We start from the raw sequence: 25,310 nt of genomic DNA, 5'->3' as shown, positions 1-25,310 counted from the left end.
GGGTCGGCTCGTCGCACCGACGCTATCCCGGTGAGCCGGACCCGCGGCAGCCCACAGTTATGAGGGGCGAAACGTAGCTTCCCCACGGACGCTCCACAGGGGCTACGGTTGTGATGGTTCTGACGGTTTCAGGGCGCGAAACGCGGCGAAATCGCAGGTAGGCACCGCTGGCCGGGTCGCGCGCGCGGCGGTGTGACGCAGTCCCCACCGGCGATCGGGCGAAGGGGACGTTAGGCTAGGCTATGCTTAGCCGACTTTGGGGTCGGTTTTCCGCCGGCACCCCGTCGGCTCGGTTCCGCGCGGTAACTCCCGCGCCGGCCAGGGCGGTCGCTCAACGGACGAGAGACGAAGTCACGCTGGGTGCGCCGTTCGCGGCGCTGGGTGAGGAGTACGTCGTTTGCAGGGACTGTATGACCGGGATCAAGAGAAGAGCAGCTGTGGTGTCGGGTTCCTGACCCGCAAGGACGGCGTCCAGACCCACGAGGTGATCCGCAAGCTGCACGAGGCGCTGTGCGCGGTGCCGCACCGCGGCGGTATGTCCTCCGAGGGCGTCGGCGACGGCGCGGGCGTGAATCTGGATCTCTCGGTGCGCTTCTTCTCCGAGGTCACCGGCCACGAGCTGCGGCTCGGGCACTTCGGCGTGGGCAATTTCTTCCTGCCCACCGACACCGCCTACCACCCCGAGGCCGAGGCGGTCATCGAGGACGCGCTGCTGGCGCAGGGTTTCGCGATCCTGGCCAAGCGCGACGTGCCCGTCGACAACACCGCCATTCGCCCAGCGGCGGTCAAGTACCAGCTGCCCATCCGGCAGTGGGTCTTCCGCGCCGACTCCGACCGCAAGATCCACGACGCGCTGATGGACATCGAAGCCGTCGCCTACACGCGCCCGGAATTGCTGGGGCTCTACCCGCTGTCGCTGAGCGCGCGCACGCAGGTGCTCAAGGGCCGTCTCAACTCCCACGAAGTGGTGCCCTACTTCCGCGACCTGTCCGACCCGCGGATGGAAGTGCACTCGATGTTCTTCCACACCCGGTTCTCCACCAACACCGCGCCCAACGCGACCATGGCGCAGCCGTTCCGCCTGATGGCCCACAACGGCGAGCTCAACACCGACAAGAAGAACCGGCTCTCCGAGAACGCCCTCGCGCGCGCTCGCAACCGCGCCATCGTGCGCCCGGTCGGCCAGTCCGACAGCTGTCGTCTCGACCAGACCTTGCAGAACCGGGTGCTCGAGGAGGACCTGGACCTGGTCACCGCAGTCGTCGCGATGATGCCGCCCGCGTGGGAGAACGACAGGACGCTCTCGCCGCGCGTGACGGCCATGCTGGAGTACTTCAGCCTCTACGAAGAGAAGAACGACGGCCCCGCGGCGCTGATCTTCGGCGACGGCACCATCATCGGCGCGCGCCTGGACCGCCTGGGCCTGCGCCCGCTGCGCACCGTGGAGACGGCCGAGTACTTGGGCGTCATGTCCGAGGCCGGTCAGGTGTACTTCTCGCCGGAGGAGGTGGTGCAGCGCGGCCGCATCGAGGCGGGCGGCATGCTCTACTACGACCACGCCGAGAGCCGCTCCTACACCACCACCGAAGCGCTGGAGATGCTCGCCGCCCGGCACGACTACCCGGCCATGCTGGCCGAGGCGCGGGTGAACATCGCCGATCTGCCGCCCGTGCCGCCCGCGAACCAGGGTTCGCCCGCGCGCTACGACGGCGATCTGGACCGCCACCAGCGCTACGTCGCCTACTCGCTCAACCAGGAGAGCTTCAAGTTCCTGATGGATCCGATGCTGGCCACCGGCCAGGAGAAGATCTCGGCGATGGGTTACGGCGCGGCGATCAACGCGCTCTCCGATCAGGAAGGCGGTGTCGCCAAGTACTTCTCGCAGCGGTTCGCGCAGGTCACCAACCCGCCGCTGGACAGCATCCGCGAGGCCGACGGCATGACCCTGCGAGTCGCGCTGGGCGCCAAGCCCAACAGCGGCGCGAAGCCCGCGCCGCAGATCGTGGTGCCCTCGCCGATCCTGACGCACCTGGACATGCTCGGGATCCGCGAGCAGGACCACACCCCCGTGCGCCGGTTCGGCATGCGCTACCGGGTGGACACCACCGACCCCGCCGCGAACGCCGAGGCGCTGGTGCGCGCCATCGACGAACTCTGCGACGAGGTGGAGGCTTTCGCGCGCGAGACCGGCGGCATCGCCGTGGTCACCGACCGCCACGTGTCGCGCGAGCGGGCCGCCATGCCGCTCATCATGGTGATCTCCGCGCTCAACCAGCGGTTGATCGAAGAGGGCCTGCGCCTGCGGGTTTCGGTGATCGCGGAGAGCGGCCAGTTGTGCTCCTCGCACCACGTCGCCGCGGTGCTCGGCTTCGGCGCGTCGGCGGTGTATCCGCTGGCGGTGCAGATGCGCGCCGAGGAGAAGTACGGCGCCGAGGCCGATCAGGCGTTCAAGCATTTCGCGAAGGCGGCCGAGAAGTCGCTGATGAAGACGATGGGCCGGGTCGGGCTCTGCACCGCCGAGAGCTACATCGGCGGCGAGTTCTTCGAGCCGAACTACCTCGACACCGCGGATCCGGTGCTGCACAAGTACTTCCCGAACGTCATCTCGCCCGTCGCGGGCGTCGGGTTCGGCACCATCGCCGCCGCCGTGGCCGACTGGCACGCCCGCGCGCTCGAAGTGACGGGGGAGAAGGACGTCCCGCTGCTGGGCCTGTTCAAGGAGCGCGCGGAAGGCGCGGGCCACTCCTACGGCACCACCGCCGTGCGCGGATTCGTGGACATGACCGAGGAATCCATCTCCTTCGGCGACGAAGCGCGCCCGGACAACCCGGATATGGCCGACGCCACCTTCCTGCGGCTGCTGCCGCTCAATCAGCTCGAGGGCGCGTTCGGTCTCGACGACGACGCCTACCGCAACACCAGTTTCGACGAGCTCACCCCGCGCGCCATCGACAGCTTCGACATCACGCCGGGCTACCGGAACTTCGTGCGGTCGATGAACGCCGAGCGCGCCCGCCGTCCTGCGGCGCTGCGCGACGTGCTGGCGCTGCCCGCCGACGTGAACTTCGTCCACACCGCCGACGAATTCCGCAGCGAGATGGGGCACTTCGCGCGGTTCGGCAATAACGACTTCCAGGTGCGCGGCCTGTCCTGTGAGAACCGCGAGGGCGCCTTCGTGCTGCGGCTGAGCCACGGCCCGGAACGCCTTGCGGCGCTGGCGCATTCGCTCGAGGCGCGGTTCGGCGACGAGATCCAGAGCTTCGAGATCGTGGACGCCGAGCTGCGGTTGCACGCGACCGGCCAGGCCGAGCGCTACCTGGCGAAGATCCGCACCGCGCCGGATTCCATTCCGCTCGCCCAGGTGCAGCCGGCCAGCGAGATCACCCGCACCCTGGCCTCAGGCGCGATGAGTCACGGCGCGCTGGTGGCACCGGCGCACGAGGCGGTGGCGCACGGCACCAACATGGTCGGCGGCATGTCGAACTGCGGTGAGGGCGGTGAGCACCTCACCCGCTACGGCACCATTCGCGGTTCGCGCATCAAGCAGTTCGCGTCGGGCCGGTTCGGTGTGTGGGCGGGGTATCTGGCCGACCCGATGCTCGAGGAACTCGAGATCAAGATCGGCCAGGGCGCCAAGCCCGGTGAGGGCGGCCAGCTGCCCGCGCCGAAGGTCACCGTGGAGATCGCGGCCGCGCGCGGCGGCACACCCGGGGTCGAATTGGTCTCGCCCCCACCGCATCACGACACGTATTCGATCGAGGACCTGGCTCAGCTCATCCACGACTGCAAGGCCGCCCGCGTGCGGGTGATCGTGAAACTGGTGTCCTCCGAAGGCATCGGCACCATCGCGGTGGGTGTGGCGAAGGCGGGCGCCGACGTCATCAACGTCGCGGGCAACACCGGCGGCACCGGCGCCGCGGCCGTGACGAGCCTCAAGTACGCGGGCCGCTCCGCCGAGATCGGTGTGGCCGAAGTGCATCAGGCCTTGTGCGAGAACGGTATTCGCCAGAAGGTGACCCTGCGATGTTCGGGCGCGCACCAGACCGCCAGTGATGTCGTGAAATCGGCGCTGCTGGGCGCCGACAGCTTCGAGTTCGGCACCACCGCGCTCATGATGCTCAAGTGCGTCATGGCGAAGAACTGCAATATCAAGTGTCCCGCCGGGCTCACCACCAATGCCGAAGTGTTCGAAGGTGATCCGCGCGCGCTCGCGCAGTACTTGCTCAACATCTCGCACGAGGTGCGCGAGATCCTGGCCACGCTCGGCCTGCGGTCGCTGCGCGAGGCGCGCGGGCGCAGCGACCTGCTGCATCTGCTGGACCACCCGTCCAGCATCGGCAGGCTCGACCTGCGCCGGATGCTCGCCGTCGCCGAGGAATTCGTCGTCGAGAACCCGATCTACATGGAGAAGGACTACTCGATCGACGACGCGTTCCTCGCGCGCCTGGACTTCGGTGGCGTGGACCTGCCCCCGGTAGAGCTGACCAACCGGAACAAGAGCGTCGGCGGACAGCTCGCCATCGATATCGAGCGGATGCTCAATCACGAAGGCGCGGACGGTCCCGCCGTCGCCACCGACGATCGCGGGCGCCGCTACCTGCTGCCCGACAGCGTGCGGATCACCACCACCGGATCGGCGGGCCAGAGCTACGGCGCGTTCTGCAACGACGGAATGGTGCTCACCCACACCGGTACCTGCAACGACGGCGTCGGCAAGGGCGCGGGCGGCGGCACCATCGCGGTGCGCTCGCCGGGCGGCGGCTCGGACGCCCACGGCGGCAACGTGCTCATCGGCAACTTCGCGTTGTTCGGCGCCTCGGGCGGAAGGCTTTTCGTCGAGGGGCAGGCCGGTGACCGGTTCGCCGTGCGCAACTCCGGTGCGAGCGCCGTGGTCGAGGGCGCCGGTGAATTCCTGTGCGAGTACATGACCAACGGCGCGGTACTCAATATCGGCGGCTTCGGCAAGGGCGTCGCCAACGGCATGAGCGGCGGGTTCCTCTACCAGTACGACCCGGAAGGTCAGCTGCCGTCGAAGGTCAGCGCCGACTCGGTGCTGGTGCTGCCGATCGCCGACGCGCCCTTCCACGAGGTCGCCGCCCGCACCCTGCTCGAATGGCACACCGACGTCACCGGTTCGGTGAAAGGCCGTGCGCTGCTGGAGGATTGGGAGACCACCCGCACACACCTGGTCTACGCGATGCCGCGCGCTCTGCTCCAGTACCAGGACGCCGACGCGATCCTCGCCGCCAAGACCCGCAAAGAACTGCTGGACGAACTCGCCGCCGCGCTCTCGGGCTATCAGGTGCGCAAGTTCAAGGTGTCCTACCGCGACAGCGGCGTCGTCCTCGGCGGTGCGGTGCCGGGATACGGCGACACCGACACCGAGGAGATGTACGCGTTGCTCAACACCTACACGGTGCTGAATATGGCGCAGCAGCTGGCACTTTCGCGGATGCCGGGGGTGGGCGACGTGCAGGACCCGCGCATCGGCAAGGCGGTGCGAAACCTGATCCTCACCGAGGACTTCTTCCTCATCCAGAAGTTGCAGAAGTACGCCCGCGAGGCGATCGACGGCTTCAGCGACGAGGATCTGGCCGTCCTCATCGCGAACAAGCGCCTCACCGACTACAAGGAGGCGCTGAGCAAGCGCAACGTCCGATTCATGGACAGTCCGGGCACCTACGGCTGGATCCTGTTCCAGAGCGCCAAGAACACCGACAAGATCGGCCGCCTGCCCTCCTTCGAGGAGTTGTTCTGCCACCAGGCCATCCCCGTCGTCGCCATGTCCGTCCCCGCTGACCCCGTGAAGAGCGCATGAAGATCGCCTACATTCCCGAAGACGCCCCGTTCAACGAGGACCAGCGCGCCTGGCTCGCCGGCTTCCTGGCGGGGTTGCACTCGCGCATCGCGATGAACGTCGTGTCGCCGCCCGCGGCCGTGGCCGACACCTCGGCGCCCCGCCCGCCGCTGCGCGTGCTCTACGGAACCCAGACCGGCAACGCCGAGGGCGTCGCCAACGACGTGGTGGCGGCCGCGAAGGCGCAGGGTTTCGACGCCACGGTGAGCGGGCTGGACGAGATCGCGCTCGACCAGTTCGCCGGGCTGAAGTATGTCCTCATCGTCACCTCCACCTACGGTGAGGGTGAGATGCCCGATAATGCCGAATTGTTCTGGGAGGCACTGTCTTCCGATATGGCGCCGCGACTCGGGGGCGTCGCCTACGGCGTGCTCGCGCTCGGTGACACCGGCTACGACGGGTTCTGTCAGGCGGGCAAGCTCATCGACACCCGGCTCGAACAGCTCGGCGCGCACCGCGTGATCGGCCGCGCCGACTGCGATATCGACTACGAGACGCAGGCCGCCGAATGGGTGCGCAGCGCCGTCGGCACGCTGGTCACCCTCGCGGGCGCCAGCGGCACTCCGGGCACGCCGCCGCCGAGCACGGTGGCGCGGTCGGGCTGGACCCGCAAGAATCCGTTCCCGGCGCAGGTGCCGGTGAACCGGGTGCTGTCGGGTCCCGGTTCGGGCAAGGAGATCCGGCACTATGAATTCGCCTTGGCGGACAGCGGGATTCACTACGAGGCCGGCGACGCGCTCGCCGTCTTCCCGGAGAACGACCCCGCGCTCGTCGAGGCCATCGCGGAGCACTTCCGCGTCTCGCCCGACACGCTGGTCGACGGCGAACCGCTGGGCGAGCTGCTCGGGCACCGCTACGAGATCAGCACTCCCTCAAAAGATCTGCTCAGCGAAGTGGAGCATCGCGCGGAGAACGAGGAGCTCTCCCACGTGGTGCGCGGCGGGGTGAAGGATGTGCTGGACCGCTGGCTGTACGGGAAGGACATTCTCGACATCCTGCGTATCGGCGGTGACACGCTGAGCCTGGAGGAGTTCGTCGGACTGCTCAAACCGCTTGTGCACCGGGCGTATTCGATTTCGTCCAGTTCGCTGGCCCATCCGGAGCGGATCCACCTCACCGTGGCCGGCGTCCGCTACCACAACGCGGGGCGCGAACGCGGCGGTGTCTGTTCGACATTCCTAGCTGACCGATGTGCGGGCGCGAAGATCTTCTTGCAGCCCAACAAGTCGTTCCGTGTGCCCGCCGACGACGTGCCGATGATCATGGTCGGCCCCGGCACCGGCATCGCGCCCTTCCGCGCGTTCCTGCAAGAGCGCGAACAGCGCGGCGCGGGTGGGCGCAACTGGTTGTTCTTCGGCGACCAGCACCGCGAACACGACTTCATCTACTCCGACGAGCTCACCGGCTGGCACGAAGCCGGGCTGCTCGATCGGCTCGACCTCGCGTTCTCCCGCGACCAGGCCGAGAAGATCTACGTGCAGACGCGCATGCTCGAGCACGGCGCGGATCTGTACGCCTGGTTGCAGGACGGCGGCCACTTCTACGTGTGCGGCGACGCGACGCGCATGGCCAAGGACGTGGACAAGGCGCTGCACCAGATCGTCGCCACGCACGGCGGATTGAGCGCCGAGGACGCCGACGAGTACGTCAACAGCCTCAAGCGCGAGAAGCGATACGTTCGCGATGTGTACTGACGGCCGCCGCCGCGAGCACTGCCCAGCGCAGCCGCTCGGCGCCGGGCCCAGGACGGTCGCCGAAGCATTGCCCGCGCTGGGCACCGTCGTATCGGTCACCGCGAACGACGCGGCGCTGCTCAGCCACACCGGCGAGTACGAACCGCCCGCGCTGCCGAGTGAGGCGCTGCGGTGCGGGGAGCGCAGCATCGCGCTGCGGGTGAATCCCGGGCTGGTGGGCGACATCTTCCTCACGTCGCGCGCGCTGACGCTGGCCGACCGGGCCGGCACCCACCGCGCGTACCTGACGCCCATGTCGGACCGCATGGTGGTGCGAGCGCTGGAGGCGACGCCCGCGCAGGAACCCGAGACCGCCGACGTGCTGGACTGGTCGACCGTCGACTGGAGCGACGCCGACCAGATCACCCACCTCGACGCGCTCACCCCTGAGCGCTACCGCGTGCTGCCCTTCACCGGCGCCCGCCGCATCGAATCCCGTGTCGTCCCACACCTTTTGGCGCGCCTCACCGAGATGAGCCTGGCCTTCACCCTCGCCGTCCCCGGCGGCGGCTGCCTCCAGCTCCACCGCGGCCGCGCCGCCATGGTCGACTTCGCCGCCACCCACTTCGCCGTCGTCTTCGGCGCCGCCCGCTACGCCCTCGACCCCACCTTCGTCGCCGAATGCTGGGTCACCCACACCCACGGCACCGCCGGCCCCACGTCTTCGGTGGAGCTCTACGACCACAGCAACCGCTGCGTCACGGTGCTGACCCAGACCGGGCCCATCTGCCCGCATGTGAGTGCGGCGTGGGAGGCGATCACGGCGTCACTACCGGAGGGGTAGGGGACCTCTCCCGGCGACGCGTGGGTCACACGAATAGCTCGGGCTGTGCACCCCGCCGGTTCGAATGGCGGTTCGGTGCGGATTCGCGGGAACCAGCGTGCGGCTCCGATATCTGGCCAGGGGTGGGTTCGATACGGCTCACCTGGGCCAAGGATGCGACACAGATCAGGACAAGCGGCACAGATCACAAGTTTCCGCCGCGACTCGCCAGTTTCCGATGTTGTGGGCCTCTGGTATTGTTCGTAACAACGATGCCCGCCAAGGCTAGAGCGCAAGCTTCCTTACTTCGGCGGGCTTTCTACTACCCTCACCGTGGTGAAGCCCTTTCTGAGCCTTGACCAGCAGGTTCAAAAGCTGCGCGACAACGGGTTGTCGCTCACCGACGCCGAAGCCGTCGACGCTCGCCGGTTCCTCCAGGACCATAACTACTACCGGGTGAGTGGCTATTTTCGGTACTTTCAGGCCGATCCGGTCAACCAGCAGAATCGGTTCACCGCTGAGGCGAGTTTCGCCAAGATCCGGCAGGCTCACGACTTCGACCGGCACCTGGCCGTCCGGCTGCAAGCCGGCCTGGCAGAGTTCGAGATCGTGTTCCGGTCCCAGCTGGCCTACTTGGTGGCGAAATCGACCGGACCTGACTCCTACCTATACGAGACCACTTACGACGGCGGCGACTCTACGAAGAGGCACTGATCAAGAGCATCAACGATGAGCTCGAACGATCGACGGAGCGGTTCGTCCAGCACCATCGGCGGCTGGGCCAGCCGGTGCCGATCTGGGCGGCCGTGGAGGTCTTCTCCTTGGGGACAAGTTCCAAGTTGTACGGCCTGATCGCGGACGCCGAGGGTGTGTTCAAGCCGCTTGCGGAGCGGTTCGGGATCAGTCATCGCGCGTCGCGCAAGATTTTCCGGTCGATGTCGGTGCTGCGCAACGTATGTGCGCACCATGGCCGGATCTGGAATCGCAACCACGGTATCGATGTCGAGGCGCCGCCGCAGGTGCGCAGCGGGTCCGACAAGGCGATCTTCACGAACACGCCGTGGGCTTGGGTGGTTACGGTGGGGTATCTGGCCGACCAGGTTCGCGGGGACGCGAGCTATTCGGAGTTGTTGTGGGACTTCATCGACGCTCAGCCGGACTGGCTGTGTGAGGGGCTGACGTATCCGTCGCCGAAGTAGTGCCGAGGGTGACGCTCACCGGCGAAGTTCGCTGAGCGGTTTCGACGCGCGGCTCGACGGCTCGGGGCTGGGTGCTCAGGTGTCGGTCCGTGGGACTTCGCAACCGATCAGGAATCGAGAAGCGCTGGTCAAGGGGACGTCGCTAGCGTCGTTCGTATCGAAGTCCCGCCCGGTGCTGTGCCGGAGCGCGGGTTTGCCGGTCGGTTGAGGAGGTTCCGATGAAGCGGGTTCGTCAGACGCATCGATGGATGGGCGTCACGTTCGCGGTGGTTGTGGTCGTGACCGTCGTGGTGTTGGGTGCCGGGGGACCCGAGTGGATGTCCTACGTGCCGTTGCTTCCGCTCGCCGTGCTGTTCGTCTCCGGGGTGTCCCTGTTGGTGGGGTGGTGGCGTGGTGGACGGGCGGTGAGTGGGGTGCGGCAGTGGCATCGTTGGCTCGCAACGGCCTTCGTGATCTCGGTGCTCGTCACCACGGTCACGCTGGCGGCGAGTGGGCCGGTGTGGGTTTCGTACATTCCGCTGCTTCCGCTGCTCGGACTGTTGTTCTCCGGGCTGTACATGTTCATTCGGACGTCGGGCGCGGCGCGGGGTATTCCTGTGGCCCGGTAGTTTTCGGTGCTCGAGTATCCGAACGCGGAGGAGCGACTTACGATGGGAGTCGAAGTATTCGGCGGTCGTCGGGGGTTGCGGTGAGCACGACGTTCCTGGTTGTTCACGATGTCGCCGGGTCGGTCCTGGCGCAGGACTCGGTGCCGGAGGCGCCACCGCTCTCGGACAAGGCGCTTCAACTGATGCGCTATCTGCGGTGGCTGGCCATCCTCGTGATCGTGCTCGCGGTTCCGGCCGTGATCATCGTCGCGATCCGTGTGCTGAGTTCCCGAGGGAGCAGGAGGGACCCGGCCGGTCCGCCGCCGGGATACCAACCGCCATCGCTCTACCCGGGCGCGGCGGCGCACCCGGGTGCCGCTCAGCCGCCCGCGGCCCCGCCGTGGGCGCAACCGGCTCCGCCGCCGAACCCCGCCGCCTTCCAGGACGATGCCGTTTGGCGTCGCCCTGACCGGCAGTGAGCGGAGAGGACTTCTCGCCATGTCGACGGTGTACGTCGGGCAGTGCCCTTTCAGGATGCCGCCTACCGTCGCCGTGACCGGCAGTGCGCAGGGCCGGCTTCGCGCTGTTTCGACGGCGAGCGTCGGTCGAAAGCCTTGCGGGACAACGTCGTCTGGCTCGGTCTCGATCGGCGGAGGCCGAGTCCCACGGCACGTATCGGTTGAAAGTCTTGCAGGGCAAGCAAGCTGATTGACTCAGCCTGGGTGCCCCGGCCGCCAATCGTGCGGCGGATCCTCCCCGACGCGCCCGTCCACAGCCTCGCGGAGAAGGTCGGCGTGCCCGGTGTGGCGGCCGTACTCCTCGATGGCGTCGCAGACGAGTCGCCGGAGGCTGACCGCGGCGCCGTCCGGGGGCGTGAGGGCGATCGGCTGGTCCAGACCACCGTCGGCCAGAGCGGCGGCGAGGGTCGAGCGCGACCACTCGACCGTCTCATCCCACAGCGCATAGAGATACTCGGGGGAGTCGTCGGCGGCGGAATCGAAATCCCAGTCCGGATCGCCGCGCCAGTCCGCGGTCTCCCACGGCGCGCCGGGCGACGCACCGTGCAGTTTCATCGCGAAGCATTCGCGCTCGACCCGCGCCATGTGCTTCAGCAACCCGCCGAGCGTGAGGGTTGAGGCGCCGATCCGGGCGTTCAACCCGGCCGCGTCGAGCCCGTCGGTCTTCCAGCGGAACGTCGCGCGCAACCGGTCGAGCGCGCCGACGAGATGTTCGGCTTCGCTGCCCGCGAGTGGCGGCTCCCAGGGCGGGTCTTCGGGCGTCATCCGCCCACGATATTCCTGGTCCGAGCGGTTCGCCGCCCAACTCCGCACTTCGCGCGGCCACGCACAGCGATGGAGTCTGCGAAGCGACCCACCCCACCGCGCCCGCATTGTCCAGAATCTGAACACGGGATCGCCGCGAAAACGGCGGAGTATCCGTGGTGTCACATCAACACCAGGGAGGTCTTCGATGACGGTCGTCTCCGAATATCCGATCCGGGCGGATATCCGCTCCTTTCTCGCCGAGCGGAAACGGTTGCTGATCGACGGCGAATGGGTCGACGCAGCCTCGGGCCGCACCTTCGAAACCACCAACCCGGCCGACGGCGAGAAATTGGCCGACGTGGCGCACGGCGGTGCCGCCGATATCGACCGCGCGGTGCGGGCGGCGCGCACCGCGTTCGACAGCGGCCCCTGGCAGTGGATGAAACCCAATGAGCGCGAACGCCTGATCTGGCGCGTCGGCGACATCCTCTCCGAACGCGCCCTGGAATTCGGCGAACTCGAATCCCTCGACAACGGGAAGTCGGCGGGCATCGCCACCGCGGTCGATACCGCCTGGGCGGCCGACGTTTTCCGCTACTACGCGGGCTGGGCGACCAAAATCGAGGGCGCCACGGTGAACGTGTCCATGCCGTTCGCCCCGCCCGGCAGTCGATTCCACGCCTACACGCTGCGCGAACCCGTCGGCGTGTGTGGGCTGATCATCCCGTGGAACTTCCCGCTGCTGATGGCGGCGTGGAAACTGGCGCCCGCGCTGGCGGCGGGCAACACGGTGGTGCTCAAGCCCGCCGAGCAGACCCCGCTCACCGCATTGCTGCTGGGCGAGGTGTTCCAGGAGGCCGGATTCCCGCCGGGCGTGGTCAATATCGTCACCGGTTTCGGTGACGCCGGGGCGGCGCTCGCGGCGCACGACGGCGTCGACAAGGTCGCGTTCACCGGGTCGACCGAGGTCGGCAAACTGGTGGTCGACGCGGCCAAGGGCAATCTGAAGAAGGTGTCGCTGGAACTCGGCGGCAAGAGCCCCAACGTGGTGTTCGCGGACGCCGATTTCGACGCCGCCGTCACCGGCTCGCTCAACGCGTGGCTGTTCAACCACGGCCAGTGCTGCGTGGCGGGCACGCGACTGTTCGTGGAAGACAAGATCTTCGACGATTTCACCGCGGCCGTCGCCGAGGCGGCCGCGGCGGTGAAGATCGGGCCGGGACTGGACCCGGAAACCCAACTCGGCCCGCTGGTTTCGCAGGAACAATTCGACCGCGTCACCGGATATCTGGAGGCCGGACTCGCGGCCGGTGCCCGCGCGCTCACCGGAGGAAAGCGATTCGGCGACAAGGGTTATTTCGTGCAGCCCACCGTATTCGTCGATGTGCGACCGGAATTCAGCATCGTGCGCGAGGAGATCTTCGGGCCGGTCGTCGCGGCGCTGCCGTTCGACGCCGAAACCGGGATCGCCCCGGTCGCGCGAGCGGCCAACGATTCCGTTTACGGTCTGGCCGCGGGCATTTGGACCCGCGACATCTCCAAGGCGCACCGCGTCGCGCGGGATCTGAAAGCCGGTTCGGTGTGGGTCAACCAATACAACGGCTTCGATACCGCGCTGCCGTTCGGCGGCTACAAGGAATCCGGTTGGGGCCGCGAACTCGGCGCCGCCGCGATGGACCTCTATCTGCAAACCAAAGCCGTCAACGTCGCCCTCTGACACCCGGGAGTACACCGTGAAAACCACCGCCGCCGTTCTGCTCGATGCCGGAAAGTCTTTCGAGCTCATGGAACTCGACCTCGACGGGCCCGGCCCCGGCGAAGTCCTCATCCGCTACACCGCCGCCGGCCTGTGCCACTCCGATCTGCACCTCACCGACGGCGACCTGCCGCCGCGTTATCCGATCGTCGGCGGGCACGAAGGGTCGGGCGTGATCGAGGACGTCGGACCGGGCGTCACCAAGGTCGCGCCCGGCGACCACGTGGTGTGCAGCTTCATCCCCAACTGCGGCACCTGTCGCTACTGCTCCTCGGGCCGGCAGAACCTCTGCGATATGGGCGCGACCATCCTGGACGGGTGCATGCCCGACGGCACCTTCCGATTCCATTCCGGATCAACGGATTTCGGCGCGATGTGCATGCTCGGCACCTTCGCCGAGCGGGCCACCATCTCGCAGCACTCGGTGGTGAAGATCGACCCGTGGCTGCCGCTGGAGACGGCCGTCGTGGTCGGCTGCGGTGTGCCGTCGGGCTGGGGCAGCGCCACGAACGCGGGCAATGTGCGGGTCGGCGACATCACCGTCGTCTACGGGATCGGCGGACTCGGCATCAACGCCGTGCAGGGCGCCGTGCACGCGGGCGCGAAGTTCGTGGTGGTGGTCGACCCGGTGGCCTTCAAACGCGACACCGCGCTGAAGATGGGCGCGACCCACGCATTCGCGACGGCGGAGGAGGCCGCGGCGAAGGTGACCGAACTGTCCTGGGGACAGGGCGCCGACCAGGCGATCATCACCGTCGGCACGGTCACCGAGGAGGTGGTGTCGGCGGCGTTCGACGCGATCGGCAAGGGCGGGACCGTGGTGGTCACCGGGCTCGCCGACCCGGCCCAGGCCACCATCCACGTGTCCGGCGCCCTGCTCACCCTCGGCGGCAAGACCATCACCGGCACCCTGTTCGGCTCCTGCAACCCGCAGTACGACATCGTGAAACTGCTGCGACTCTACGACGCGGGACAGCTGAAGCTCGACGAACTGATCACCACCCGGTACAAGCTGGAGGACATCAACCAGGGCTACCAGGATCTGCGTGACGGGAAGAACATCCGCGGGATAGTCGTCCACGCGAATTAGGGCGTCTCGCCGGTCGGGCCGCCAGCCGACGGGCCGGGCTCTGGGTTCCCGCCGGAGTTCCTGCGTGCTCACCAGAGCGGTCGCCGCGCGGGGTGTTCAGGATCTGAACACCCCGCCGCCCGTCCGGTCACCCACAATCGGGGGTACGCGGTCATCGTGACGCGGAGCACAATGGAGTGCCGTGGCGCATCGGTGAGGCAAGGTGCCACGGGTGAGCGCGAGGAGTTCGCTATGACGACGCGGCACGGCGGGTCCGGGACGTCGGCGCGGCGCCCGGAGATCGAACTGTCGTGGCGCCGGTCGCGGATGTGTGGCGTGCACCCCGAGTTCCACGGGTTCACGCCTGGGGCAGTGGCCGAATTCGATCCGCGCAGCAGGCTGCTCGAGGCCGCGTCCACGGTCATCGATCAGCTGTCGGCCACGCTCGCGGGCTCCTCCTACAGCCTGCTGCTCGCCGACCGCGAGTGCCGCCTGGTCTACCGGTGGTTCGACGATCCGCGCTTCGAATCGGCGCTCGACGCGCTCGGCGTGCGTGACGGGGTGAGCCTGGCGGAGGACGTGGTCGGCACCAACGCGCTCGGGACCGTGCTGGAGACGCGGCGCGGCATCGTGGTCGACGGCGCGGAGCACTTCATCGAACCCTTCAAGCAGTTCACCTGCTACGGCCACCCGATCTGGCATCCGGTGACCCGGCGTCTGGAGGGCGTGCTCGACATCACCTGCGCCGACGCGCCCGCCTCGCCGCTGCTCGCGCCGTTCCTCACGCGCGCCGCCGCGGATATCGAGCAGTTGCTGCTCGACCAGGCGAAGGCGTCGGAGCGGGTGTTGCTGGCGGCGTTCCAGTCGGTGTCGGGCCAGCGGCGCGCGATCGCGGCCATCGGCGACGACATCGTGCTGACCAACAAGGCGGCGCTGGACCTGCTCGGCCCGTCGGACTACGCGGTGCTGCGGATCATGGCCGAGGAGGCCACCGGCCGTCCGAGCAGTACCGAGGTGGCGGTCGCGTCCGGCGCGCGGGTGCGGGTGCGGGTCATGCGGGTGCCGGGCGCCGGCGTCGGCACGCTGTTCCATTTCGACCCGGTCGAGGGTTCGCGCGCGGTGCCCGCGATCGCCCCGCGCGACTGCTGCGCCGGTGCCGTCGAGGTGGTGCCCGATCTGGTGCTCGTCACCGGCGAGCGCGGCACCGGGCGCAGCACCGAGGCGCGCCGGCTCGCCCGCGCCGACGAGGTCGAGTTCCACAACTGCTCCGATCTCGCCGCCGTCGGCGAGCGGCAGTGGGTGTGCCGGTTGACCGAGCGCCTGCGCCGCCCCACCGGCACCGTGTGCGTCGAGAACATCAACGCGCTGCCGGACGCCGTCACCGACGTGGTGCGCGAAGCGATCGAGCGCAGGCCGCGGCCCCGTCTGATCCTCACCTGCCTGCCACCCGCGACGCTGAGCGGTGGGGCCGCCGCGCTCGCGGCGATGTGCCCCGACCGCGTGGAGCTCGAGCCGCTGCGCAATCGCGGTGCGGAGGTGGCCGCGCTCGCCGATCGCATGGTGCGCGAACTAGATCCGTCGGCGGAGGTCCGGCTGCTGCCCAGTGTGCTGGAGATGCTGGGCGCGCAGAGCTGGCCGGGGAACCTACACGAGATGAAAGCCGTTCTCGCGCACGCGCTTCAACATCGCCGTCGTGGTGACATCACCGTCAACGATCTGCCGGCGCGCTATCGCACGGCGTCGCTCTCGCGCCGGTTGTCGGATCGGGAGCGCGCCGAGCGGGACGTGATCGTCGAGGCGTTGCGCCGGTGCGAAGGCAACAAGCGCCGGGCCGCCGCCGAGCTGTGCATCAGCCGGACGACGCTGTACGCGCGGATGAAGGCGCTGCGCATTATCGACGGCTGACCTGAACCGATCGGTTTGGCAAACCATTCGGTTCTGCTACTTTGGTGTGACCGCGTTCACGTCGCTGTTCGAGCGGGCGTGCGCGGTGTCGAGCCGAAGTGCGAGGAGCTGGGATGGCGGACACGTTGTGGAACAGGCGCGCGGGGGAACTCGCGCGGATGATCCGGTCGGGCGAGGTGTCGTCCACGGAGGTGATCGAGGCCCACCTGGCGCGGATCGACGCCGTCAACCCGGAGCTGAACGCGGTGGTCGTGGTGCTCGCGGAGGAAGCGCTGGCCGCGGCGAAGGAGGCCGACCGGCGCATCGCCGCCGGGGACGCCGACCTGGGTCCGCTGCACGGCGTGCCCGTGACAGTGAAGGAGAACATCGACGTGGCGGGCACATCGACCACGAAGGGTGTGGCCGCCTTCGCCGCGGCCGTGCCCGCCGTGGACGCGCCGCTGGTCGAGCGGCTGCGCGCGGCGGGCGCGATCGTGATCGGCCGAACGAACATGCCCGACATGGGATTACGCGTGTCCACCGACAGCAGTTTGCGCGGCCTGACCCGCAATCCGTGGCACGCGGGCGTGACGGCCGGCGGATCGTCGGGTGGCGAGGCGTCGGCGCTGGCGGCGGGGATGTCGGCGCTCGGCGCGGGCAACGACATCGGCGGGTCGCTGCGCAATCCCGCGCACTGCTGCGGAATTTCGGCGCTCAAGCCCACGCCGGGCCGGGTGCCGTGGGCGGACGCCACCCTGCCCGAGGACTGGCCGTTGTCCTTCCAGCTCATGGCCGTACACGGCCCGATGGCCAGGCGGGTGGCCGATGTCCGGCTCGGGCTGGAGATCATGGCGGGCCCGGATCGGCGCGATCCGGGTGCGCTGCCGGTGCCGCTGACGTTCCCCGATTCCGGTGGACCGGTCCGGGTCGCGTTGCTGCCGGAACCGCCCGGGGTGACGACGAATCCGGCTGTCGCCGAGATGGTTCGGCGGGCCGGCGCGCACCTCGCGGCGGCGGGCTACGAGGTGGAGGAGGCCACGCCGCCGGAATACGAAGCGGTGCGGGAACTCTGGGGATCACTGCTGATGACCGAACTCGAATCCGTGCGGCCTTTGCTCGAAAACGTCATGGGCGCAGACGGTTTACGGATGCTTCACGCGTTCGCGGAGATCGCTCCGCAACTCGATCTCGACGCCTACATCCACCTGTTCGTCACCCGGCGACGGCTCGCCCGCCTGTGGCAGGAGTTCTTCCAGACCTACCCGGTGGTGCTCTCGCCGGTGTGGCCGGAACCGGCCTTCCCGCACGGCTGGGATCTCGACAACCCCGGCGTGACCCTGGACGTCATGCGCCCGATCATGCCCGCCAACGCGCTCGGCCTGCCCGCCGTCGCGACACCCGGTGGTGTGGTCGGCGGGCTGCCGGTCGGGGTGCAATTGATCGGCGCGCCGTTCCGGGAGGACCGGGTGCTGGACGCGGCGGCGGTCATCGAGACCGCGGTGGGGATGACGGGCGTGGTGGACCCGTTCGCCGGCTGAGTCAGCGGTTCTCGTGGGGGAGCGCGTCCAGCATCGCGATCAGCGTGTCGAACGCGCTCTCCACCCGTTCCCGATCGCCCGTCGCGAGGAGGTCCAGTTGCAGGCCGCGCACCTGCGCCAGGATCAGCGTCGCGATCACGGGTGCGGTGTCGCGCGCCCACCCGTGGCGGACCAGCGCCTCCGTGATCAGGTGCAGCCAGTCGTCCACGAGCGTGCGCACCGCCGGGCCGCGCTCGTCCCCGTGCACCGCCAGCGAGACCAGTTCGAACAACACCAGGAACTGCCGCTGTTCCCTCGGCTGGCACAAGCGCTCCCACGCCCGGCGCAACAGCTCGATTCCCGAAGCGGCAGAACGCACTTCATCCGAGCGCAACCGCGCCTCGAAGTCGGTGCGGATCTTGGTGAGCACCTCGGCGACCAGCTCGTCCTTCGTCGCGAAGTGCCGGATGAGCGTGGCGTGGCCGACGCCGAGCGCGTGCGCCATCGGGCGCAGCGACAGCTCGCCGACGCCGTGCTCGAGCACGTACTCCGTCGCCGCCGCCAGCAGCTCGGGCCGCCGATGCTGGTACCGCAGCGCCCGCCCGTCGATCCGCTTCTCACTCACCGCGTGCAGCGTAGCGGGTGGTGGGCGCGTTCCGGTGCGCGACCGAGGCGGGTCGGCCGTGAGGGTGGTCGCCGTCGCAGGCGCGGCGGCCGCTGGCATCGCGCTCCTCTTGCGTGTTCCTGTCCCGGGTGCGATTCGGCGGGAGGGGCTGCGCGCACTCTTGGGAGCGCGGCTGACACGGGCCCCGCGTTACTCTGCCGCGCGACCGGCAACGCGGGGCCCCGGTGATCAGAAGGCCTTCTCGTCGACCCGCATGATCTCGGCGTCGAGCTGGGAGATCACCGCCCAGTCGCTGCTCAGGCGGGGGAGGACGGTCGTGGCGAAGAACGAGGCGACCGCGATCTTGCCCTCGTGGAAGGCGCGCTCGTCGGTGCTGAGGTCGTGCTCGAGTGCGGCGGAGGAGATATCGGCGGCGACCAGCAGTCGCCAGCCGATGAGGAGGTCGCCGACGGCGAGCAGCAGCGGCACCGCGCCGAGTCCGACCTTGTACAGCGCTGCCGGATCCTCCTGCGCCGCGAACAGGTGCTGGGTGAGTTTGCCGACGATGTCCTGGACATCGTCGAGGGCCGAGGCCAGCTGTACCTTCTCGGCTTTGAGGTGGCCGTCGCCCGTGCCGGAGTCGGTGAACTCCCGGATCCGACCCGCCAGATGGGCCAGGGCGGTGCCGCGGTCGCGGGCGATCTTGCGGAAGAAGAAGTCCTGGGCCTGGATGGCCGTGGTGCCCTCGTAGAGCGAGTCGATCTTGGCGTCGCGGATGTACTGCTCGATCGGGTAGTCCTGGAGATACCCGGAGCCGCCGAAGATTTGGAGGGATTCGGCCAGGTACTGGTAGGCGCGTTCGGAGCCGACGCCTTTGACGATGGGCAGCAGCAGATCGTTGACGCGCGCGGCCATTTCGGGATCGGCGCCCGAAACATGCTGGGCGACCAGGGGATCCTGGTGAGCGGCGGTGTAGAGGTAGACCGCGCGCAGCCCCTCGGCGTAGGCCTTCTGCGTCATCAGCGATCGCCGCACGTCGGGGTGGGCGATGATGGTGACCTTCGGCGCGGTCTTGTCGGCGATCTTGGTCAGATCGGACCCCTGCACGCGCGTCTTGGCGTACTCGAGCGCGTTCAGGTAGCCCGTGGACAGCGTCGCGATGGCCTTGGTGCCCACCATCATCCGCGCTTCCTCGATCACCCGGAACATCTGCGCGATCCCGTCGTGCACCTCGCCGACCAGCCAGCCCTTGGCGGGAATCCCGTGGCCGCCGAAGGTGAGCTCGCAGGTGGCCGAGGCTTTGAGTCCCATCTTGTGCTCGACGTTGGTGACGAAAACCCCGTTGCGATCACCGATTTCGCCGGTCTCGGAATCGAAGTGGAACTTGGGCACCAGGAAAAGGCTCAACCCCTTCGTTCCGGGGCCCGCGCCCTCGGGGCGGGCGAGCACCTGGTGCACGATGTTCTCGAACAGGTCGTCGGAGTCGGCCGAGGTGATGAACCGCTTGACGCCCTCGATGTGCCACGAGCCGTCTTCCTGCGGAACGGCTTTGGCGCGGCCCGCGCCCACGTCGGAGCCGGCGTCGGGTTCGGTCAGCACCATGGTCGCGCCCCAGTTGCGCTCGACCGCCAGCTTCGCCCAGCGGCGCTGCTCCTCGGTGCCGAGGCCGTGGACGATATCGGCCATGCCGGGACCGGTCAGGTACATGTAGGCGGCCGGTTGCGCGCCGAGCACGAATTCGCTGATGGCCCAGGCCACTACGCGGGGCGCGGCGACGCCGCCGACCTCCTCGGACTTCCCGACCCGCCACCAGTCGCCGTCGTACCAGGCGCGCACCGATCGCTTGAACGACTCCGGCAGCCGCACCGTATGCGTCTGCGGGTCGAAGACCGGCGGGTGCCGATCGGTCTCGGCGAACGACGCCGCGACCGGTCCCTCGGCCAGGCGGGCGGCCTCGGCCAGCATCGAGCGCACGGTCGCGCCGTCCAGATCGCCGAACGTTCCGGTGCGCAGGATCTCTTCGAGTCCGAGCACGTCGAAGAGGTTGAACTCCAGGTCTCGCACGTTGCTCTTGTAATGGCCCACCGGCGCTGCCCTTCCCGACGAATCGCCCGATGGCACGGGCGGGGTGAACCCGGGGCGCGGAGGTGTGCCCCGGTGCGCACAGTCTGTCGGACGCGCGCCGGGTGTCGCAACCGTAAGTTATCGGCTACTAAGTGATCTGCATTACCGATCGTGCGAACTGCCGCACTATTCACTCTATTTTCGGGCGCAAGTTAACGAGCGCTAAACGGTTATCGCCACCGGCTGTCCGTGCGAGCGGGGCGCGGAGAACGCGATGCGGTCGCCCACCGAGACCAGCGCGTCGAGCAGATCTTCGCGGCGGGTGGCGCGCGGATTGCGCACCGTGTCGATGACCACGGTCGACATCGCCTGGATCAACACCCGCGCGGTCGGCAACGACAGCTCCGGGCGGGCGGTCTGCAACAGCCGCGCCCAGTTCAGCACGCCGTCGCGGTGGGTGCGGCGGAACCGGCTGGCTTCGGGCGCCGGAAGGTGGCCCGCCTCGCTGACGGTGGTGCCGAGCAGGTCCGGGTGGTCCATCGCGAAGCGGACGTAGGACCGCAGCAGCAGGCGCATCGAGTGCGCGGCGTCGCGGCCCTCCGCCAGCGCACGGGAGGTGTACAGGCGAATCCATTGGTCGGTGCGTTCGATGATCTCGTTCAGCACCTCCGCCTTCCCCGCGAAGTGGTGGTAGAGCGCGGGCCCGCTGACCCCGGCGGCCGCGCCGATGTCCTCGATGCCGACCGCGGCGTACCCCCGGGTGTTGAACAGGCGGGCGGCCGCACCGATGATCCGTTCCGAGCGAGTGAAGCTCTCCAGCTCCGCGGGGCCGGCGGCGACGGGACTCGGGCCGGTCGCGCGCGCGATGTGCCCGCCCGCGGGCAGGTCCGCGGTGATCACCTCCAGTACCGCGCCGTTCAGGACCGCCGTGAAGGTGGCGGCGGGTAGGTCGACGCCGTGGTAGGAGGGGCTGACGGCGACCGACAGCGCGCACCAGCTCAGCAGTTCCACCTCGGGCTCGGCGACGTCCGGTCGGCGCAGGCGGATGACTTCGCGCAGATAGCCGGTCAAGCGCGCGGCCCGCACCAGCACCGCCCGGCGGTCCCGCGCGGACACGTTGCGGAACTCCAGCTGCCACAGCTTCGGCAGCCCGCGCAGCTCCAGCGCCATCGCGACGAGTTCGGTCAGTACTCGCTCGCCCCCGGGGTCGTCGGCCGCCGCGCTGTCGAGCCGGGCGATGGTGGCGTCGAGCCCGCTCAGCAGGCACTGGCCGAGCAGATCCTGTTTGTTGCGGAAGTGCCGGTAGAGCGCGGCCGACGAGATGCCCACCGCGGCGGCGATATCGGCCATCGACGTCTCGTGATAGCCGGACCGGGCGAACGCCTCGGCCGCGGCGGTCAGGATCGTCGCCCGCCGATTGGTGGGCCGCGTGCGCTTCGGCCGGTCGGTCTTCGTTGTGCCTGTCATCGCCCACCAGTCTGACGGAGTCCGTCGCCGGTCGGGCGGCTGCGGTCGAGCCGGTCCTGTGATTGCAGCGAGTTCCGGCCCGCCGGACGGAATGGCGCGGAATCGAAATTGCTGGAGTACGTGCAGGTTCCCTGAGAGCGTGATCCAGGTCGAGTTGGTATCGCCTCATGTCAGCCTGTGCAAATCCGGCAGTTTCGAGTACGCCTTGATTTGGCTGGTAACTATCGGATTTCACCAGTTGCTATCGCCGCCGCCGGGCGTCGGGGTCGGTTGGCATGCTCGCAGTTGAGAAGCAGGCATCATTCCTTGCGGATCCAGGCAGGCGTAATCCGGATCTCGCTGAGTCGCCAGCCCGCCGAAGTCCGTACTGCGGTGCAGGTCTGCCGGAGACCGCCTGTCTGGTGGGGCGGCTGGCCGTCGCGGTAGTAGTACACGATCGAGTTCGACGAGGCAGCGGCATGGTCGCCGTTCACGTTCACCAGTAGGTCGGTGGTCGTGTGCTGGGTGTGTTCCCCGTCGACCTCGGCCTGTCGCATGAAGTCGACGACCTTGTCGATACCGCGGACTTGAATTCGGGGTGAGTCGACCTTCACATCGTCGGCGAAGACAGTGCCGACATCGTCCCACCGCCGCTCGTCGAGCAGACGGGCCAAGCGGGTGAACAGGTCGGCGATCTCGAGGCGGTCTGCGGTCGAAGCAGCGGTGGACATGGCGTCCTCTTTCGTTGTCGTGGTGGAGGTGCGGCCCTCGGGTGAGGCCGTGGGTCGGTGCCGCAGGCGGTGACGGTGAGGGCGAGAGTGAGGGCGACGGCGCAGGTTGCTGCGGCCCGGAGCATTCGGTGCATACCTTATTCGATTCCGATCGGCCTTCAGAGCCCGAGCCAGCGCTTCGGTCCGCGCCACCGGTGACACGTCGAGTCGGTCGAAACGCCAGCCGCTGGCGCTGCGGCGTGCTCGGTAGCGGTGGATCGCGGCCGCGAGGGCCTCGGTCTTGTCGTCGAGGACGTAGACGGCGACGTCGTGCGCCCGCACCGTCGCGGTGTCGCCGTCGATCTCGATGACGAGGTTGCACTTGCTGCGCAGAGTGCGGGCGTACGCGTCATGCCCCTTGCGCGCGAGGGCGGTGAGCGCCTCGATACCGTGCGCCTCCCCGCGGAAGGAGGTGACCACGACATCTCGGTGAGAAGCTGGCCGGTGTCGGCGTATCCCTCGTCGACCCACAGGCTGTGGCGGGCGATGAGCTCGGTCAATTCAGCGCGGTCGGCGAGGCTGCGGATCAACGCATCGATGCTGGTCATGAGAGTCTCCTCGCAACGACCTCGAAGACGGCGGGTGGGTTCGCCGCGCGCCCGACCCCGCTGACAAGCGTCGCAACGTCATCACCATCACCGAGCACGGCGAGCGCCGCCTCGCCGAGTTCGACCGTGTCCTCGACGGCGTCAACAAACACATCATGACGCCGCTCGACCACGACGAACGCGCGCAGCTGTTCAACCTGCTCAACCGCATCAACACTCATCTCGCCACAGCAGCGGGTGGCACCCGTCCGCCGGGCCGGCAAATCCCCTAGCGGTACGGACCAATCAGGTCGAGTTGGACCATCTCGACCAAGGTCTCGGGGCAGTGCAACCAGCAGCCGAACCCACATCCCACACCTGGTATTCAACCCAGTGCCAACGCGAGTTCCACGCCCACCACCTCCGAGAATCGGCGAACCCGCCCGGTTTCGTCCGCACCGAACCGGAACCCGCCCTCCGGGAGACCGTGTGTCGGCGCGCTCGCCCAGCGCGGGCTGTCGAGCGCGGCCGACGAACCGGGCTCGGCCGGTGCTGGGCGAGCCGAGCACGGTCGGCCCGATCAGGCGGCCTGGGTGACGCGTCCGAGCTTGCCGGTGAGCGCGCGGGCCGCCTCGTCGTACTGTTCGGTGAGGGTGGCGACGAGTTCGGCGACCGTGCCGTTCGCCTTGATCGCGCCGACGCCCTGGCCCGCGCCCCAGATGTCCTTCCACGCCTTGGCATCGGTGTTGCCGCCGGAGCCGAAGTTCATGGCCGACGGGTCGGAGACCGGCAGCGCGTCGGGGTCGAGACCGGCGGCGAGGATGCTGCCGCGCAGGTAGTTGCCGTGCACGCCGGTGAACAGGTTGCTGTAGACGATGTCCTTGGCGGTGGAGTCGACGATCATCCGCTTGTAGCCGTCGACGGTGTTGGCCTCGGCGGTGGAGAGGAAGGCCGAACCGATGTAGGCGAGGTCGGCGCCCGCGGCCTGGGCGGCGAGGATGGAGCGGCCGTGCGCGATGGCGCCCGAGAGCAGCAGCGGCCCGTCGAACCATTCGCGAATCTCCTGGACCAGCGCGAACGGCGACTGGGTGCCGGCGTGCCCGCCCGCGCCCGCGGCGACGGCGATCAGCCCGTCGGCCCCCTTCGCCACGGCCTTGCGCGCGAACTCGTCGCTGATCACGTCGTGCAGCACGATGCCGCCGTAGGAGTGCACGGCGTCGTTGATCTCGGGGCGCGCGCCGAGGGAGGTGATCACGATCGGGACCCGGTGCTCGACGATCACGGCCATGTCGTGGTCGAGGCGGTCGTTGCTGCGGTGGACGATCTGGTTGACGGCGAACGGCGCGACGACGGCCTCGGGATGCGCGGCGGCGTAGGCCGCGTTCTCCTCGGTGATGCGGTCCAGCCAGTCGGTGAGCAGGGCGGCGGGGCGGGCGTTGAGCGCCGGGAAGGAGCCGACGATCCCGGCCTGGCACTGGGCGATGACGAGTTCGGGGCCCGAGGCGATGAACAGGGGCGAGCCGACGACGGGCAGGGCGAGCCGGTCGGACAGGACGGCGGGGAGGGCCATGGGATGTCCTTCGAAAGTCGTGGTGGGAGGCAGCGCGCTCCCTCGACGGTAGGGCGCGCGCACCCATTGTGCAACTAGTTGCACAATGATGTGGCGGCCGTCACCCGGAGCGCCCCGCGCACCCCTTTACGATGGGCGGGTGGCCCTCCAGTTCGCGATCCTGACCGCGTTGACCGAGCGTGAATCGACCGGTATCGAGCTGGCTCGCCGCTTCGACCGCGCGTTCGGGTACTTCTGGCCCGCCACCCACCAGCAGATCTACCGGGAGCTCGACCGGCTCAAGACCGGCGGGCTGGTCACCGAGGTCCCGCAGCCGGAAGCGCCCGGCCGCGGGCAGCCGAAGATCTTCGCGATCACCCCCGCGGGCGCCGAGGCCCTGCGCGACTGGGTGAGCGAGACCGACGATCCGTCGCGCCTGCGCGACGGTTTGATCGTGCGGTTGCGGGCGGCCGCCGCGACGGGCGATTACGAAAGCGTCCGTGCCGCCGTCGAACACCACTTGGACGTGCACGAGCGGACCTACGCGCTCTACCGCGAGATCGAGGACCGCGATTTCGCGGCGCCGGCCGACGGCGGCGACGCGCTGCGGCACATGGTGTTGAAGGCCGGGCTGTCGATGGAGCGGAGCTGGGCCGACTGGTGCCGCGAAGTGCTCGAGACCCTGGACTCGATCCCGGCCCCGAGCGAATCGCGCTGAGC

The 25,310-nt window shown here is 68.7% G+C and carries 17 protein-coding genes and 1 pseudogene; 11 read left to right on the top strand and 7 right to left on the bottom strand.

Annotation, left to right across the window (positions count from 1 at the left end; all coding sequences use genetic code 11):
- Positions 1–397 precede the first annotated feature (397 nt).
- The 6 genes and pseudogenes from OHB21_RS00680 (at position 398) to OHB21_RS00650 (ending at position 10,618) form a co-directional block, all read left to right on the top strand.
- Positions 398–5,818, top strand: a complete 5,421-nt coding sequence (locus OHB21_RS00680; protein WP_195125677.1) for a glutamate synthase-related protein — start codon at positions 398–400, stop codon at positions 5,816–5,818.
- The gene (locus tag OHB21_RS00675; RefSeq protein WP_328437016.1) at positions 5,815–7,551 is read left to right on the top strand and encodes a diflavin oxidoreductase; all 1,737 of its coding nucleotides are present in this window, start codon (positions 5,815–5,817) and stop codon (positions 7,549–7,551) included. The genes OHB21_RS00680 and OHB21_RS00675 overlap by 4 nt, the downstream gene beginning before the upstream one ends.
- The gene (locus OHB21_RS00670) at positions 7,541–8,374 is read left to right on the top strand and encodes a ChuX/HutX family heme-like substrate-binding protein (RefSeq protein ID WP_195125678.1); all 834 of its coding nucleotides are present in this window, start codon (positions 7,541–7,543) and stop codon (positions 8,372–8,374) included. Before OHB21_RS00675 ends, OHB21_RS00670 begins: the two co-directional genes overlap by 11 nt.
- A 312-nt stretch (positions 8,375–8,686) precedes the next feature.
- Positions 8,687–9,552: pseudogene (locus OHB21_RS37375) on the top strand (Abi family protein).
- A gap of 218 nt (positions 9,553–9,770) precedes the next feature.
- Positions 9,771–10,160: a hypothetical protein gene (locus OHB21_RS00655; RefSeq protein ID WP_228791186.1), complete on the top strand. Its 390-nt coding sequence runs from the start codon at positions 9,771–9,773 to the stop codon at positions 10,158–10,160.
- Between the two features lie 80 nt (positions 10,161–10,240).
- Entirely contained in the window at positions 10,241–10,618 is a 378-nt protein-coding gene (locus OHB21_RS00650) for a hypothetical protein (protein ID WP_195125680.1), read from the top strand.
- A 234-nt stretch (positions 10,619–10,852) separates the two neighbouring features.
- Here the strand turns inward: OHB21_RS00650 and OHB21_RS00645 are convergent, their stop codons facing one another.
- Entirely contained in the window at positions 10,853–11,422 is a 570-nt protein-coding gene (locus tag OHB21_RS00645; protein WP_067508571.1) for a mycothiol transferase, read from the bottom strand.
- A 187-nt stretch (positions 11,423–11,609) separates the two neighbouring features.
- On the opposite strand from OHB21_RS00645, the gene OHB21_RS00640 reads away from it, so the two are divergent.
- The 4 genes from OHB21_RS00640 (at position 11,610) to OHB21_RS00625 (ending at position 17,651) form a co-directional block, all read left to right on the top strand.
- Positions 11,610–13,121: an aldehyde dehydrogenase family protein gene (locus OHB21_RS00640; protein ID WP_067508569.1), complete on the top strand. Its 1,512-nt coding sequence runs from the start codon at positions 11,610–11,612 to the stop codon at positions 13,119–13,121.
- A 16-nt stretch (positions 13,122–13,137) separates the two neighbouring features.
- Positions 13,138–14,250 carry an NDMA-dependent alcohol dehydrogenase gene (locus OHB21_RS00635; protein WP_195125681.1) on the top strand — a complete coding sequence of 371 codons (1,113 nt, stop codon included), beginning with the start codon at positions 13,138–13,140 and terminating at the stop codon, positions 14,248–14,250.
- A 231-nt stretch (positions 14,251–14,481) separates the two neighbouring features.
- Positions 14,482–16,134, top strand: coding sequence for a sigma-54-dependent Fis family transcriptional regulator (locus OHB21_RS00630; protein WP_195125682.1), 1,653 nt, complete (start codon positions 14,482–14,484; stop codon positions 16,132–16,134).
- Positions 16,135–16,247: 113 nt separating this feature from the next.
- Complete coding sequence (locus tag OHB21_RS00625; RefSeq protein WP_195125683.1) at positions 16,248–17,651, top strand: amidase; 1,404 nt, start codon at positions 16,248–16,250, stop codon at positions 17,649–17,651.
- A 1-nt stretch (position 17,652) separates the two neighbouring features.
- Here OHB21_RS00625 and OHB21_RS00620 read toward each other — a convergent pair whose 3' ends face one another.
- The 6 genes from OHB21_RS00620 to OHB21_RS00595 all read right to left on the bottom strand — a co-directional run bounded on the left by OHB21_RS00620 (position 17,653) and on the right by OHB21_RS00595 (position 24,611).
- Entirely contained in the window at positions 17,653–18,255 is a 603-nt protein-coding gene (locus OHB21_RS00620; RefSeq protein ID WP_232331730.1) for a TetR/AcrR family transcriptional regulator, read from the bottom strand.
- 228 nt (positions 18,256–18,483) lie between these two features.
- Positions 18,484–20,319 carry an acyl-CoA dehydrogenase gene (locus tag OHB21_RS00615; protein ID WP_195125684.1) on the bottom strand — a complete coding sequence of 612 codons (1,836 nt, stop codon included), beginning with the start codon at positions 20,317–20,319 and terminating at the stop codon, positions 18,484–18,486.
- Between the two features lie 201 nt (positions 20,320–20,520).
- Positions 20,521–21,765 (bottom strand): TetR/AcrR family transcriptional regulator, encoded by a 1,245-nt coding sequence (locus tag OHB21_RS00610; protein WP_067508559.1) that lies wholly within the window; start codon positions 21,763–21,765, stop codon positions 20,521–20,523.
- Between the two features lie 299 nt (positions 21,766–22,064).
- A complete protein-coding gene (locus OHB21_RS00605; protein WP_232331729.1) occupies positions 22,065–22,934 on the bottom strand; it encodes a nuclear transport factor 2 family protein in 870 nt (289 codons plus the stop codon).
- A 124-nt stretch (positions 22,935–23,058) separates the two neighbouring features.
- Positions 23,059–23,283: a hypothetical protein gene (locus OHB21_RS00600; RefSeq protein ID WP_157115828.1), complete on the bottom strand. Its 225-nt coding sequence runs from the start codon at positions 23,281–23,283 to the stop codon at positions 23,059–23,061.
- A 338-nt stretch (positions 23,284–23,621) separates the two neighbouring features.
- Positions 23,622–24,611 (bottom strand): NAD(P)H-dependent flavin oxidoreductase, encoded by a 990-nt coding sequence (locus tag OHB21_RS00595; RefSeq protein WP_067508557.1) that lies wholly within the window; start codon positions 24,609–24,611, stop codon positions 23,622–23,624.
- A 139-nt stretch (positions 24,612–24,750) separates the two neighbouring features.
- On the opposite strand from OHB21_RS00595, the gene OHB21_RS00590 reads away from it, so the two are divergent.
- Positions 24,751–25,308, top strand: coding sequence for a PadR family transcriptional regulator (locus OHB21_RS00590; protein WP_067508555.1), 558 nt, complete (start codon positions 24,751–24,753; stop codon positions 25,306–25,308).
- Positions 25,309–25,310: the final 2 nt, after the last annotated feature.

Origin of the sequence: Nocardia puris (assembly GCF_036051655.1) — a bacterium.
Lineage (GTDB): Bacteria > Actinomycetota > Actinomycetes > Mycobacteriales > Mycobacteriaceae > Nocardia > Nocardia puris.
This window is presented reverse-complemented; position numbering and strand designations above follow the sequence as displayed.

Bases quoted from the DNA above. Each gene is read 5' to 3' on its own strand.
- OHB21_RS00595 (WP_067508557.1), bottom strand. From the start codon at position 24,611: ATGGCCCTCCCCGCCGTCCTGTCCGACCGGCTCGCCCTGCCCGTCGTC.
- OHB21_RS00630 (WP_195125682.1), top strand. From the start codon at position 14,482: ATGACGACGCGGCACGGCGGGTCCGGGACGTCGGCGCGGCGCCCGGAG.
- OHB21_RS00675 (WP_328437016.1), top strand. From the start codon at position 5,815: ATGAAGATCGCCTACATTCCCGAAGACGCCCCGTTCAACGAGGACCAG.
- OHB21_RS00670 (WP_195125678.1), top strand. From the start codon at position 7,541: ATGTGTACTGACGGCCGCCGCCGCGAGCACTGCCCAGCGCAGCCGCTC.
- OHB21_RS00640 (WP_067508569.1), top strand. From the start codon at position 11,610: ATGACGGTCGTCTCCGAATATCCGATCCGGGCGGATATCCGCTCCTTT.
- OHB21_RS00610 (WP_067508559.1), bottom strand. From the start codon at position 21,765: ATGACAGGCACAACGAAGACCGACCGGCCGAAGCGCACGCGGCCCACC.
- OHB21_RS00625 (WP_195125683.1), top strand. From the start codon at position 16,248: ATGGCGGACACGTTGTGGAACAGGCGCGCGGGGGAACTCGCGCGGATG.
- OHB21_RS00655 (WP_228791186.1), top strand. From the start codon at position 9,771: ATGAAGCGGGTTCGTCAGACGCATCGATGGATGGGCGTCACGTTCGCG.
- OHB21_RS00645 (WP_067508571.1), bottom strand. From the start codon at position 11,422: ATGACGCCCGAAGACCCGCCCTGGGAGCCGCCACTCGCGGGCAGCGAA.
- OHB21_RS00600 (WP_157115828.1), bottom strand. From the start codon at position 23,283: ATGAGTGTTGATGCGGTTGAGCAGGTTGAACAGCTGCGCGCGTTCGTC.